General features: G+C 67.3%; 12 protein-coding genes. 7 read left to right on the top strand and 5 right to left on the bottom strand.

Translation table 11 applies throughout. The annotated features are described in order from the left end of the window. Positions 1 to 72: 72 nt before the first annotated feature. From DMO17_RS16445 to DMO17_RS16435, 3 genes are all read left to right on the top strand, one after another. A complete protein-coding gene (locus DMO17_RS16445; RefSeq protein WP_110683567.1) occupies positions 73 to 4,149 on the top strand; it encodes a bifunctional diguanylate cyclase/phosphodiesterase in 4,077 nt (1,358 codons plus the stop codon). Between the two features lie 130 nt (positions 4,150 to 4,279). Next, a complete protein-coding gene (glyA, locus tag DMO17_RS16440; protein ID WP_110683551.1) occupies positions 4,280 to 5,533 on the top strand; it encodes a serine hydroxymethyltransferase in 1,254 nt (417 codons plus the stop codon). 114 nt (positions 5,534 to 5,647) lie between these two features. Beyond that, the gene (locus tag DMO17_RS16435; RefSeq protein WP_110683550.1) at positions 5,648 to 6,019 is read left to right on the top strand and encodes a PilZ domain-containing protein; all 372 of its coding nucleotides are present in this window, start codon (positions 5,648 to 5,650) and stop codon (positions 6,017 to 6,019) included. Between the two features lie 36 nt (positions 6,020 to 6,055). Here DMO17_RS16435 and DMO17_RS19735 read toward each other — a convergent pair whose 3' ends face one another. From DMO17_RS19735 to DMO17_RS16425, 3 genes are all read right to left on the bottom strand, one after another. Next, on the bottom strand, positions 6,056 to 6,214 hold the full coding sequence (locus DMO17_RS19735; protein WP_181418803.1) for a hypothetical protein: 159 nt from the start codon (positions 6,212 to 6,214) through the stop codon (positions 6,056 to 6,058). Positions 6,215 to 6,326: 112 nt separating this feature from the next. Continuing rightward, complete coding sequence (radA, locus tag DMO17_RS16430; RefSeq protein ID WP_110683549.1) at positions 6,327 to 7,694, bottom strand: DNA repair protein RadA; 1,368 nt, start codon at positions 7,692 to 7,694, stop codon at positions 6,327 to 6,329. A 46-nt stretch (positions 7,695 to 7,740) separates the two neighbouring features. Then, entirely contained in the window at positions 7,741 to 9,222 is a 1,482-nt protein-coding gene (locus DMO17_RS16425; RefSeq protein WP_110683548.1) for an MltF family protein, read from the bottom strand. 54 nt (positions 9,223 to 9,276) lie between these two features. Here DMO17_RS16425 and DMO17_RS16420 point away from each other — a divergent pair, with 54 nt between their 5' ends. Further along, a complete protein-coding gene (locus DMO17_RS16420) occupies positions 9,277 to 9,768 on the top strand; it encodes a GNAT family N-acetyltransferase (protein ID WP_110683547.1) in 492 nt (163 codons plus the stop codon). On the opposite strand, the gene DMO17_RS16415 is transcribed toward DMO17_RS16420, so the two are convergent. Continuing rightward, a complete protein-coding gene (locus DMO17_RS16415) occupies positions 9,762 to 10,043 on the bottom strand; it encodes a YdcH family protein (protein ID WP_110683546.1) in 282 nt (93 codons plus the stop codon). The genes DMO17_RS16420 and DMO17_RS16415 overlap by 7 nt on opposite strands. A gap of 153 nt (positions 10,044 to 10,196) precedes the next feature. On the opposite strand from DMO17_RS16415, the gene DMO17_RS16410 reads away from it, so the two are divergent. The 3 genes from DMO17_RS16410 (at position 10,197) to mscL (ending at position 11,728) form a co-directional block, all read left to right on the top strand. Then, entirely contained in the window at positions 10,197 to 10,451 is a 255-nt protein-coding gene (locus DMO17_RS16410) for a YdcH family protein (RefSeq protein ID WP_110683545.1), read from the top strand. 76 nt (positions 10,452 to 10,527) lie between these two features. After that, positions 10,528 to 11,274 carry an EAL domain-containing protein gene (locus DMO17_RS16405; protein WP_110683544.1) on the top strand — a complete coding sequence of 249 codons (747 nt, stop codon included), beginning with the start codon at positions 10,528 to 10,530 and terminating at the stop codon, positions 11,272 to 11,274. Positions 11,275 to 11,317: 43 nt separating this feature from the next. Further along, positions 11,318 to 11,728: a large-conductance mechanosensitive channel protein MscL gene (gene mscL, locus DMO17_RS16400; protein ID WP_110683543.1), complete on the top strand. Its 411-nt coding sequence runs from the start codon at positions 11,318 to 11,320 to the stop codon at positions 11,726 to 11,728. A gap of 32 nt (positions 11,729 to 11,760) precedes the next feature. Here mscL and DMO17_RS16395 read toward each other — a convergent pair whose 3' ends face one another. After that, complete coding sequence (locus DMO17_RS16395) at positions 11,761 to 13,320, bottom strand: TerC family protein (RefSeq protein WP_110683542.1); 1,560 nt, start codon at positions 13,318 to 13,320, stop codon at positions 11,761 to 11,763. Positions 13,321 to 13,442: the final 122 nt, after the last annotated feature.

The raw sequence follows: 13,442 nt of genomic DNA, 5'->3' as shown, positions 1-13,442 counted from the left end.
CCCTTCAGCGACCCGCTCGCCCGCCCCGCGCGCGGCTCGCTGAAGGGTGCCCTGGCGTTGCTGGTGGCGTTGATGCTGGGCCTGCTGCTGTGGCAGCTGCACCAGGAGACGCGGCAGCTCGAAGATGGCCAGCGCCAGCGCAGCCTCGAGCATGCCAGCCAGCTGCGCGATCACCTGTCCCTGGTGCTGCGGCTCAAGGCCGAAGCCGGACAGGCCTTCCTGGCCAGCCACGCGGCCACGCCGCCGCCAGCTGCCGGGCTGCCGCAGCTGCTGCAGAATCTGCGCGGCATCTACCCGGCACTGCACAGCCTGGCCTGGTTGGACGCCAGTGGCCGGGTGCTGGCCGACAGCGCCCCGGGCAGCAGCGACCTGGCCCAATCTGCGCGCCAGCCCTATCACTACACCTACTCGGCGCAGGCCGGCGGGCTGATCCTGCTGCGCCTGGCCCAGCCGCAGGCCGCGGGCAGCTGGCTGGTCCGCCTGCGCCCGGCGGCCCTGGGCAACTGGCTGCCGCAACAACCGGCCGACCTGCCCTGGTTGCTGCAGGACGTACACAGTGCACAGACGCTGCTGCGCCTGCCGGCAGCGACGACCGAGCAGCGCGCCAGCAGCCGGCAACAGAGCATCGCCCAGCTGCCCGTGGCCGGCAGCGACTGGCGCATCGAGGCATTGTTCGATGCCGCGCGCCTGCGCAGCGAGTTGCTGCCCCTGCAGGCCGGCAAGCTGCTGCTGTTCATTCTCTGCGCCGCCCTGGCCCTGCTCGCCCTGTTCGGCCTGCTGCGCGAACAGCGCAGCCTGCACGCCTACCATGCGCTGTCGCGGCGCTCCCTGGAGGACGCCATCGGCGCCCTCGGCGCCATCGACGAATGCGTGCTGGTCACCCAGCCGGACGGTCGCATCAGCTACCTCAACCCGCGTGCCGAACAGATGTTCGGCCTGGACCTGGCCGGCGCCAGCCAGATGCACCTGCTGGAGCTGCTGCCGGCACTCAAACCCTGGCTGGACAACAGCTTCCACGAGCAGGGCGAGCCCATCGAGCTGCTGCAGGACGGCCGCACCCGCCTGTTCGACGCCACCTGCCACGCCCTCTACACCGACAACCCCGAGCCCGGCCGGGCCTGGGTGCTGCGCGACGTCACCGAGCGCCAGCAGAACCTGCGCGTGCTGCAGGACACTCGCCGGCGCTACCAGGACATCTTCGAGGGCAGCGGTGTGGCGCTGTGCGTGCTCGACCTGTTCGACCTGCGCGACTACCTCGAGGCACAGGGCCTGCGCCACAGCGCCCAGCTGCTGCCCTGGCTGGAGCAGGACGAACGGCGTCATGCCGAGCTGCTCGGGCAGGTGCGCGTCAGCGAGGTCAACCGGGTGGCGCTGCAGCTGCTCGGCCTGGACAGCCCGGACGAGGTCTGGGGCCACCTGATCGGCGGCAGCCCGCTGCGCCCGGGCGGCTCGCGCCATGCACTGATCTGCGCCCTGCTCGACGGCAACCGCGACATGATGGTCGAGAGCCGCATGAAGACCCCGCAGGGGCACGAGCGCTATCTCTGGCTGACCCTGCAGCTGCCGCGCCGGCGCGAGGAGCTGCGCGCGGTGACCCTGAGCATCCACGACATCACCAGCCGCAAGCGCGTCGAGCTGTCGCTGGTCGAGCGCGAACGCTTCTGGTCCGACGTGCTGCGTGCGGTGCCGGACACCCTCTACGTGCACGACATGAGCAACCTGCGGGTGCTGTTCAGCAACAACCGCCTGGGGCCCGACCTCGGCTACAGCAAGGAAGAGCTGCGCCAGCTGGGCGACAGGTTGTGGGAGAAGATCCTCCACCCGGACGACGTCGAGCTGTACCAGCGCATGCGCAACCTGCAGAAGGTGGTCGGCAATGGCCAGCTGCTGCAGTGCCAGCTGCGCTGGCAGCACCGCGACGGCAGCTGGCACTGGTTCGAGATCCGCGAGCACGCCCTCAGCCGCGACCGCCACGGCCGGGTCAGCCGTCTGATCGGCGTGGCCAAGGACATCACCGGCGAGATCGCCGCCCAGGCCAGCCTGCGCGACAGCGAACGGCGCTACCGCCTGCTGGCGGAAAGCATCAGCGACGTGATCCTGTCCAGCAACAGCGAGCTGCAGATCAACTACGTCAGCCCCTCGTCGCAGGCCTTCTTCGGCTACAGCCCGGAATGGCTGCTGGAGAACGGCCTGCTCGGCACCGTGGCCAACCCGCGCCAGCTGGCCAGCCTGCTGCAGCTGATCGAGGAGCTGCGCCAATCCCTCGGCGAGCACGACAAGCTGCTCGGCCTGCAGGAACGCCTGAGCGGCAAGCCCTTCGTCTTCGACTGCCTGCGCGCCGACGGCCGCAAGATCACCGTGGAGATGCGCCTGACCCTGATGTGGGACGAGCAGGAGCGCTTCGAGGGCGTACTCGGCATCGGCCGCGACATCACCCAGCAGCGCCGCGCCGAGCGCGACCTGCGCATGGCCGCCACGGTGTTCGAGCACTCCACCGCGGCCATCCTGGTCACCGACCCGGCCGGCTACATCGTGCGCATCAACGAAACCTTCCAGCGCATCACCGGCTACGCCGGCGCCGAGGTGCTCGACCAGCTGCCGCGCATGCTCACCGCGGACCGCCAGCAGGCGGCGCAGCTCACCTACATCCTCGCCCAGCTCAACCAGCAGGGCAGCTGGGAAGGCGAGCTGTGGCTCAAGCGCAGGAACGGCGAGCAGTACCCGGCCTGGGTCGGCATCACCGCGGTGCAGGACGACGACGGCGACCTGGTCAGCTACGTGTGCTTCTTCAACGACATCAGCGAGCGCAAGGCCAGCGAGCAGCGCATCCACCGCCTGGCCTACTACGACGCCCTGACCCTGCTGCCCAACCGCACCCTGTTCCAGGACCGCCTGCACACCGCCCTGCAGCACGCCGAACGGCACGCCGAGTGGGTGGTGCTGATGTTCCTCGACCTCGACCGCTTCAAGCCGATCAACGACTCCCTCGGCCATGCCGCCGGCGACCGCATGCTCAAGGACGTGGCCGTGCGCCTGGCCGCCTGCGTCGCCGAGGACGACACGGTGGCGCGCATGGGCGGCGACGAGTTCACCCTGCTGCTGCAACCGCGCAACACCCGCGAGGGCGCGCTGAACCGGGCCATCCACGTGGCCGAGCAGATCCTCGCAAGCCTAGCCCAACCGTTCGTCCTGCAGGGCCGCGAGTTCTTCGTCACCGCCTCCATCGGCATCGCCCTGGCACCCCAGGACGGCGACGAGCTGAGCCAGCTGATGAAGAACGCCGACACCGCCATGTACCACGCCAAGGAGCGCGGCAAGAACAACTTCCAGTTCTACCAGGCGGAGATGAACGCCACCGCGCTGCAGCGCCTGGAACTGGAGAGCGACCTGCGCCACGCCCTGGAGCAGGGCCAGTTCCAGCTCTACTACCAGCCGCAGTTGTCCGGCGATGGCAAGCGCCTGACCGGCGTCGAGGCGCTGCTGCGCTGGAGCCATCCGCGCCGTGGCCTGGTGGCACCCAACGAGTTCATCCCGGTACTGGAGGAGCTGGGCCTGATCGTCCAGGTCGGCGACTGGGTGATCACCGAGGCCTGCCGCCAGCTCAAGGCCTGGCACGAGGCCCGGGTGCGCGTGCCCAAGGTCTCGGTGAACCTGTCGGCCCGCCAGTTCGGCGACGGCCAGTTGGGCATGCGCATCTCCCGCATCCTGCGTGACAGCGGCCTGCCGCCGGCCTGCCTGGAGCTGGAGCTGACCGAGTCGATCCTGATGCGCGACGTCGGCGAGACCCTGCAGATGCTGACCAGCCTGAAGAAGCTCGGCCTGTGCATCGCGGTGGACGACTTCGGCACCGGCTACAGCTCGCTCAACTACCTCAAGCAGTTCCCCATCGACGTGCTGAAGATCGACCGCAGCTTCGTCGACGGGGTGCCCGGCGGCGAGCAGGACGCGCAGATCGCCCGCGCCATCATCGCCATGGCCCACAGCCTGAACCTGGCGGTGATCGCCGAGGGCGTGGAGACCCAGGAGCAGCTGGACTTCCTGCGCGAGCACGGCTGCGACGAGGTGCAGGGCTACCTGTTCGGCAAGCCCATGGCGGCCGCCCAGTTCGAGGCGCTGTTCGGCGGCAACGCCCTGTTCGTGCTCAGCTGAACGGCCCGCGCCGGCGCAGGGTGAACACCGCTTGTCCGCCACTTGACCGCCTTTCATGTGCCAGGGCGCGGCACATCGGGTAGAATGCGCGCCTCCCTTTTACCGCCCGCTGATAGATCAGGTGACCACCATGTTCAGCCGTGATTTGACCATTGCCCGCTACGATGCCGAACTCTTTGCCGCCATGGAGCAGGAAGCCCAGCGCCAGGAAGAGCACATCGAGCTGATCGCCTCCGAGAACTACACCAGCCCGGCGGTGATGGAAGCCCAGGGCAGCGTGCTGACCAACAAGTACGCCGAAGGCTACCCGGGCAAGCGCTACTACGGTGGCTGCGAGTACGTCGACGTGGTCGAGCAGCTGGCCATCGACCGCGCCAAGCAGCTGTTCGGCGCCGACTACGCCAACGTCCAGCCGCACGCCGGCTCCCAGGCCAACGCCGCCGTCTACCTGGCCCTGCTCTCGGCCGGCGACACCATCCTCGGCATGAGCCTGGCCCACGGCGGCCACCTGACCCACGGTGCCTCCGTGTCCTCCTCCGGCAAGCTGTACAACGCCGTGCAGTACGGCATCACCGACGCCGGCCTGATCGACTACGACGAAGTCGAGCGCCTGGCCGTCGAGCACAAGCCGAAGATGATCGTCGCCGGCTTCTCCGCCTACTCCCAGGTGCTGGACTTCGCCCGCTTCCGCGCCATCGCCGACAAGGTCGGTGCCTACCTGTTCGTCGATATGGCTCACGTTGCAGGTCTCGTGGCAGCTGGTGTCTATCCGAACCCGGTGCCCTTCGCCGACGTGGTCACCACCACCACTCACAAGACCCTGCGCGGCCCGCGCGGCGGCCTGATCCTCGCGCGCAAGAACGAGGAGATCGAGAAGAAGCTCAACTCCGCGGTCTTCCCGGGTGCCCAGGGTGGCCCGCTGGAGCACGTGATCGCCGCCAAGGCCATCTGCTTCAAGGAAGCCCTGCAGCCCGAGTTCAAGGCCTACCAGCAGCAGGTGGTGAAGAACGCCCAGACCATGGCCAGCGTGTTCATCGAGCGCGGTTTCGACGTGGTCTCCGGCGGCACCCAGAACCACCTGTTCCTGCTCTCGCTGATCAAGCAGGACATCACCGGTAAGGATGCCGACGCCGCCCTGGGTCGCGCCTACATCACCGTGAACAAGAACAGCGTGCCGAACGACCCGCGCTCGCCCTTCGTCACCTCCGGCCTGCGCATCGGCACCCCGGCCGTCACCACCCGCGGCTTCAAGGAAGCCGAGTGCAAGGAGCTGGCCGGCTGGATCTGCGACATCCTGCAGAACATGGGCGACGAGTCCGTGGTCGACGCGGTGCGCGAGAAGGTCAAGGCGATCTGCGCCAAGTTCCCGGTCTACGGCAACTGAGCCTGACGCGACAGGAAAAGCCCGGCACCCGCCGGGCTTTTTCGTATCGGCGGCCGGCAGAGCATCCGGGGCGAGGCTTGGCTATAGTGGACAAAACCACAGAGGAAACCCGTCATGAGTGATACGACCACCGAGCGTCGGCGCTTCCAGCGCATCGCCTTCGACGCCGCCACCGAGCTCGCCCAGGGTGAGCGGCGCTGGACGGTTGCGCTGCACGATGTGTCGCTCAAGGGCTTGCTGGTCAAACGCCCGCGTGACTGGAACGGCGATCCGCACCTGCCGTTCGACGCCACCATCAACCTGGATGCCGAGACCCGCCTGCAGATGGAAGTGGTGCTGACCCGCACCCGCGACGACCTGCTCGGCTTCGTCTGCCGGCATATCGACCTGGAATCGATCAGCCACCTGCGCCGCCTGGTGGAGCTCAACCTGGGCGACGAAAGCCTGCTGGAGCGCGAACTGGCCGCCCTCGGCGAGGAAGACTGAGCGCACCGGCCACCAGGCCGGCGCCTTGCTCCCCACCTAGCGCTGGCGCGGCGCGGCCACCGGCTTCTGCCACCAGCGCCGGGCCTGTACCCGACGCGCGCCCAGGCTTGCCTCGCGGCGCTGTTCGATGCTGTCGCACGGGCGCCCAGGCTCGTAGTTGAGGGTTCTGGCGAAGAAGTCGAAGAACAGGAACATGGGCCATCTCCTTGTCATGAACATGACGCCATGCTCGCGCTCGGCCAGTGCCGAATAATTGACCTGCGGCAAAGGCGGCCAGGGCGAAACAGCGACAGAGCGCCGCAGGGCCTTACTCGAACAACGCGTCCAGCGCCTGCTCCAGGCGCGTCACGGCGATCACCTGCAGGCCCTTCGGCGATTCCTTGGGCGCATTGCCCTTGGGCACGATGGCGCGCTTGAAGCCGTGCTTGGCGGCTTCCTTGAGGCGCTCCTGGCCGCTCGGCACCGGGCGGATCTCGCCGGACAGGCCGATCTCGCCGAACACCAGCAGGTCGTGCGGCAGCGGGCGGTTGCGCAGGCTGGAGATCACAGCCGCCATCAGCGCGAGGTCGGAAGCAGTCTCCAGCACCTTGACCCCGCCGACCACGTTGAGGAACACGTCCTGGTCGTAGGTGGGGATGCCGCCATGCCGGTGCAGCACGGCCAGCAGCATGGCCAGGCGGTTCTGGTCCAGGCCCAGGGTGACGCGCTTGGGGTTGGCCATATGGCTGGTGTCGACCAGCGCCTGCACCTCCACCAGCATCGGCCGGGTACCTTCCCAGGTGGCCATCACCACGCTGCCGGGCACCGCTTCCTGGGCGCGGGTGAGGAAGATCGCCGAGGGGTTGGTGACTTCCTTGAGGCCCTTGTCGGTCATGCCGAACACGCCCAGCTCGTTGACCGCGCCGAAGCGGTTCTTCACCGCGCGCAGCAGGCGCAGGCGGCCGTCGGACTCACCCTCGAAGTACAAGACCGTGTCGACCATATGCTCCAGCACGCGCGGGCCGGCCAGGGCGCCTTCCTTGGTCACGTGGCCGACCAGGAAGATCGCCGTGCCACTCTGCTTGGCGTAGCGCACCAGCAGCGCCGCGCTCTCGCGCACCTGGGCCACGCCGCCGGGGGCGGATTGCAGCTGCTCGGTGAAGATGGTCTGGATCGAGTCGATCACCATCACCTTGGGTTGCTCGCGGCGCGCCACCTCGATGATCGATTCGATGCAGGTCTCGGTCATCACCTTGAGTTTGTCCTGCGGCAACTCCAGGCGCCGCGCGCGCATGGCCACCTGCTGCTGCGATTCCTCGCCGGTCACATACAGCGCAGGGAGCCTCTGGGCGATATTGCACAGGGTCTGCAGCAGGATGGTCGACTTGCCGATGCCGGGGTCGCCGCCGATCAGCACCACCGAGCCGTCCACCAGGCCGCCGCCGAGCACCCGGTCCAGCTCGCCGGAAACGGTGGAGAAGCGCGGCACCTCCTCGACGCTGACCTCGGCCAGGGTCTTGATCTGCGCCTGCTGCCCAGCCCAGCCGCCACGCCCGGAGGGTGCCGCGGCGCCACCGCTCTCGATCACGGTCTCGGTCAGGGTGTTCCAGGCCCCGCACTCGCCGCATTGCCCGGCCCACTTGGGAAAGGTGGCGCCGCACTCGGTGCAGCCATACATGCGCTTGGCCTTGGCCATGGAACTCTCCGCCCGCTGGAAAAGCGCCGATCATAGCGCGGCGCGTTCAGGGACGCTCGGGCGGGGCGGCGGCCTGGCGCTCGCGCAGCCTCTGCTCGGCCAGCTTGTAGACCACGTAGTACTTGTAGATGTTGCCCACGTAATCCACTGTCTCGCGCCCGACGATCCGCGCGGCGGCCTGTTCGACATTGCCGAACCAGACATTCGGGTCAAGCCCGGACTTCTCTGCCAGACGGCGGAACTTCATCAGATTGCCGGGGCCGGCGTTGTAGGCGGCGAAGCTGAGCAGCAGGCGGTTGACCGGGGTGATCTCGGCGTCCTTGAGGTAGGTGTCGGCGATGAGCCGCAGGTACTTGCTGCCGGCTTCGATATTGCGATCGGCACTGCTCTCTACACCCTGGATGCCCAGCTCCTTGGCCGTGCTCGGCAACAGCTGCATCACGCCGACCGCCCCGGCCCGGCTGCGCGCGCCCTGATCCAGCTGCGACTCCTGGAAGCCCTGGGCCATCAGCAGCAGGTGATCGAACTCATAGGTGCCGGCGTGCTTCTCGAACAGCCCGACCAGCGCCTTGAACTTGCGCATTTCCGCCTCGGAGGTGGCATTGAGGATGCGATCGCTATTGCGGAAATAGCGCCGCAGCATGATGTTGCCGAACTCGGTGCCGATCTTGTGGCCCTTGCCGAAGGTGTTCAGCGCCTCCATGAGCTGCGGGCTGCCCTTGCGGATCGCCCAGCCCAGCTTGCCGCCCTCGTTGAGGAAGAAGGTCTCGGCAATCCGCAGGTCGCTGTACAGCGGCTGCCACAGGTTGGCGATATGGCGATCCGCCACGGTGATGCCATACAGGCCGGCATTGACCATCTGCAGCAGATCCTCGGTCTCCAGGTTCTCGTTGGCCGGCATGATCTTGACCGATTCCAGGCCCTGGGCCCTGAAACGCTCGTTGAGCTGCACCAGGTGTTCGAAGTAGCTGCTCGAAGGCCGTACATAGACTTCCTGCCCGGCCAGATCCTCGATGCGCTCCAGCACGGGGCCGCTGGGGCCGCTGACCACGGCCTCGCGAATATCGGAATAGACCGGGTCGGTGAAATCCACGGTCTTCAGTCGCCCCTCGGTCTCGGTCAGGCCGCCGGCGGCGATATCGCCGTGCCCGGACAACAGCTTGGGCAGCAATTCATTGCGCGCGGTGGGGATGAACATCACCTGCCAGCGCTGCGACTTCTGGCCCAGCGGGCGATGCTGGTTGAGCCACTTCTCGAAGGCCTTGCCGTACTCGTAGACCACGCCTTCCTGCTGACCGCGGTCGACCTGATAGAAGGTCTTGCTGTGCGGCACCAGGATGCGCACCGTACGGCTGGCGCGCATGCCATCCAGGTCGCCGATCCAGGCCGGCGGCACCGGCAGCACCATGGCGTCCACTTCGGACTTCTCCGCCGCGCTCAGTTCGGCAGGCGGCAGGCTGCCGACCTCGCCACTGGCCGTGAGCGACCAGGTCATCAGCACAGAGGCCCACAGCAGTGCCAGCTTCATCAAAGCCTCCTCCACGCCAAAGCGGTGATAATGGGTCCTGAACGAGGATCACTGATGCAGATAGAACTTCACCCCACCAGCATTGACCAACTCCCGTTGATCGCCAACCTCTACCAGTACTACGCCTACGAAAGCTCCGACTGGGAGGGGGAAGAGGTCGAGACGGACGGCCGCTTCTATGTCCACGAGCCGCACCTGCGGCGCTACTGGAACGAGCCGCAGTGGAGCGCCAGCCTGATCCTGGCGGACGGCTTCATCGCCGGCTTCCTGCTGATCGAGCGCAGCGAACTGCCGGGGCTGGACGCTCTGGAGTTCGCCGACCTGTTCATCCTCAAGAAGTACCGCCGCCAGGGCATCGGCCGCGCCCTGGCGCAGCAGGTGCTGAGCGACGGGCAGACCTGGCTGGTACGTTGCTACCCCGACGACCGGGTGGCCGTGGCCTTCTGGCGCCAGGTCCTGGCGGAGCTAGTGCGGCCGGTACGGCAGATCGCCCTGGACGACGAACCGGAGCTGCTCAACTACCTGATCGGCCCTGCCGCTCACTGACCCGCGCAGCCATTGCCACAGCCACAGCACTGCCCGGCGGCGCGCTTGAGACGGCGCGCCAGCTGATCCTTGAGGCCGACGCGGGCCTGCTTGAGCAGCCCCAGGCCGGCATCGTCGAGCAGCTCGCTGCCCTCCTCGATGCGGCAGATGCGCTTGTCCAGCGCCTCGTATTCCTCGGCCAGGCGGGCGAACTCCGCGTCGTCCTGGCGCAGGTGATGCAGCTGCTCGCGCAGCTCGGGGAAATCCTTGATCAGCGGGTGGTGTTCGACATGCATGGTGCAGGCTCCTGAGGTCAATGCCCCCACCCTAACCGGGCGCCGCATCCGGGCCATTGACCCGGATCAAGCCGACCGCCCGCCATCTCGGCGCTGCCGCTGGCGGCTACTGAGCTAGGCTGACAGGACATGCACCCGCAGGGAGTGAACGCCATGCCCCTCGAACACCACCCGCTGTCCCGCGAGTTTCCCGAATACCGCCAGCAGCTGCAGGCCCTGCACGCCAGCGATGCGCACTTCGCCCAGCTGGCGCAGCACTACGAGAGCCTGGACAGGCGCATCTACGAGATAGAGGACGGCCGCCAGGCCCTCGACGACCTGGCCCTGCAAGCCCTGAAGAACGAGCGGGTGGCGCTCAAGGACCAGATCGCCGAACGTCTGCGCAAGGCCAATGGTGCCGGCGGATGAGGACGGCACCGGGATCGGAGGAGACAGCCCGGGCTTTTTTTGCTTAGCTTGGGACAAATCCAGCGAGAGCCGCTCCATGACTACAAACCCAGGTTGTTCCGCTTGCCGTGATGGCAAGGGACTGGACTTCCCCATCAGCATGGCCTTCCAGCCGATCATCGACCTGCAGCGCCGCCAGGTATTCGCCCACGAGGCCCTGGTCCGCGGCAGCGCCGGCGAGTCGGCCGGCAGCCTGCTGGCGCGGGTCGACAGCGACAACCGCTATGCCTTCGACCAGAGCTGCCGGATCAAGGCCGTGGAGTGGGCCGCGCGCCTGCAGGTGCCGGCCATGGTCTCGATCAACTTCATGCCCAATGCCGTGTACCGCGCGGAAACCTGCATCCGCGCCACCCTGGAGGCGGCGGCGCGCTGCAACTTCCCGCTCGACCGCATCATCTTCGAGGTCACCGAGCAGGAACAGGTGCTGGATATCCCGCACCTCACCGGCATCCTGCGCGCCTACCGCCAGCAGGGTTTCATGACCGCCATCGACGACTTCGGCGCCGGCTACGCCGGGCTCAACCTGCTGGCCGACTTCCAGCCGGACCTGATCAAGCTGGATATGGATCTTATCCGCGGCGTGGATGGCGACCGGGTACGCCAGGTGCTGGTCGAAACCACCCTGGAGATGTGCCGCAAGCTCGGCATCCGCGTCATCGCCGAGGGCATCGAGACCCCCGCCGAGCTGGACTGCCTGCGCCAGATAGGGGTGGAGCTGTTCCAGGGCTACCTGCTGGCCAAGCCCGGTTTCGAGAACCTGCCCGAGGTGCATTACCCCGCTTAGCCCTTACACTGGACGACATAACCAGAAACCCAGGGAGTGAAACATGAGCATCCTCAGCGAATTCAAGGCCTTCGCGGTCAAGGGCAACGTGGTCGACATGGCCGTCGGCATCATCATCGGTGCCGCCTTCGGCAAGATCGTCAGCTCCTTCGTCGGTGACGTGGTGATGCCGCCGATCGGCCTGCTGATCGGCGGGGTCGATTTCAGCGACCTGGCCATCACCCTCAAGGCCGCCGAGGGCGATATCCCGGCCGTGATGCTGAGCTACGGCAAGTTCATCCAGACCGTGCTGGACTTCGTCATCGTCGCCTTCGCCATCTTCATGGGGGTCAAGGTGATCAACCGCCTCAAGCGCGAGGAGGCCGCCGCCCCGGCCGAGCCGCCGGCGCCGACCAAGGACCAGGAGCTGCTCACCGAGATCCGCGACCTGCTGAAGAACCAGCAGAAGCAGTAAAGAAAAACGGCGCCCAAGGGCGCCGTTTCCTTTTAGTGCTCGGGCGTGAGCAGCAGGCGGTTGACCCGCCGCTCGTGCACTTCCTCGACGCGCATGCGCCAGCCGGCGAACTCCACCTCGTCGCCCACCACCGGCAGGCGGTCGAGCAGGCTCATCACCAGCCCGGCCAGGGTCTGGTAGTCCTCGGTGGCCTGGGCCTGCAGGCCGATGCGCGAGCGCAGCAGGGCCAGGTTGAGCGCGCCGCTGACGCGGAAACCCGCGCCATCCGGCTCGATGTCCGGGCCATCCACCTCGCTGGCATCCGGCAGTTCGCCGGCGATGGCCTCGAGGATGTCGGTCAGGGTCAGCAGGCCCTCGAAACCGCCGAACTCGTTGACCACGAAGGCCACGTGGGTCGAGGCCTGGCGCATCTGCTCCAGGGCGCCGAGCACCGAGCAGCTGTCCGGCAGGTTGAGCGGCTGGCGCAGCAGACCCTCGATATCCGGCTCGCGCTGCTCCAGCAGCTCCTTGAGCAGTTCCTTCTTATGCACGAAGCCCAGCGGCTCGTCGACCTGGCCATCCTTGATCACCAGCAGGCGCGAGTGCGGCGAGGCCAGCAGGGCCTGGCGGGTCTGCTCGGGCTCGTGGGCCAGGTCGATATGGTCGACCTGCACACGGTCGGTCATCACCGTCTTGATCGACTGCTCGGCCAGGCCCAACACGCCGCGGATCATCACCCGCTCGCGGCGGTCGAACAGCGCAGCCTCGCCGGCGCCACCTTCGAGCATGTCGGCGATCTCCTCGCCCACCTCGTCGGCCTCGACCTTGCCACCGAGCAGGCGCAGCACCGCGTGGGCGGTACGCTCACGCATGCCACGACCGTTCTGCAGCTGGCGCTTGCGCTTGTACCGCACCAGCTGGTTGGCCAGCTCGATGAGGATGGAGAAGCCGATGGCCGCGTACAGGTAGCCCTTGGGAATATGGAAGCCCAGGCCTTCGGCGGTGAGGCTGAAGCCGATCATCATCAAGAAGCCCAGGCACAGCATGATCACTGTCGGGTGGGCGTTGACGAAGGCGGTCAGCGGCTTGCTGGCGACGATCATCAGGCCGATGGAGATGATCACGGCGATCATCATCACTTCCAGATGCTCGACCATGCCCACCGCAGTGATCACAGCGTCCAGCGAGAACACAGCATCGAGCACCACGATCTGCGCTACCACCGGCCAGAACAGCGCGTAGGTGCGACGGCCGCCACTCGGCTGGTGGGTACGCCCCTCGAGGCGCTCGTGCAGCTCCATGGTGGCCTTGAACAGCAGGAACACGCCGCCGAACAGCATGATCAGGTCACGCCCGGAGAAGCTCTTGCCGAACACCTCGATCAGCGGCTCGGTCAGGGTCACCAGCCAGGAGATGCTGGCCAGCAGGCCCAGGCGCATCAGCAGGGCCAGGCTCAGGCCGATCAACCGCGCGCGGTCGCGCAGGTGCGGCGGCAGCTTGTCGGCGAGGATGGCGATGAACACCAGGTTGTCGATGCCCAGGACGATTTCCAGGACGATCAGCGTCAGCAGGCCGAGCCAGGCGGTGGGGTCGGCCATCCATTCGAAGATCATGCGCTCCTCCGGGCAGCCGTGTACACGGCGCAGACACGGGTGACGCGGCGCAGGGCGTGGCTATCGACAGAGTTCGGGGCAAGGCGCGCAAGGGCGCCGAGGGAGGGGTGGCCGCTCGGGGG

This window comes from Aquipseudomonas alcaligenes (assembly GCF_003205495.1).
In the GTDB taxonomy this organism is placed as follows: Bacteria; Pseudomonadota; Gammaproteobacteria; order Pseudomonadales; family Pseudomonadaceae; genus Aquipseudomonas; species Aquipseudomonas alcaligenes_B.
This window is presented reverse-complemented; position numbering and strand designations above follow the sequence as displayed.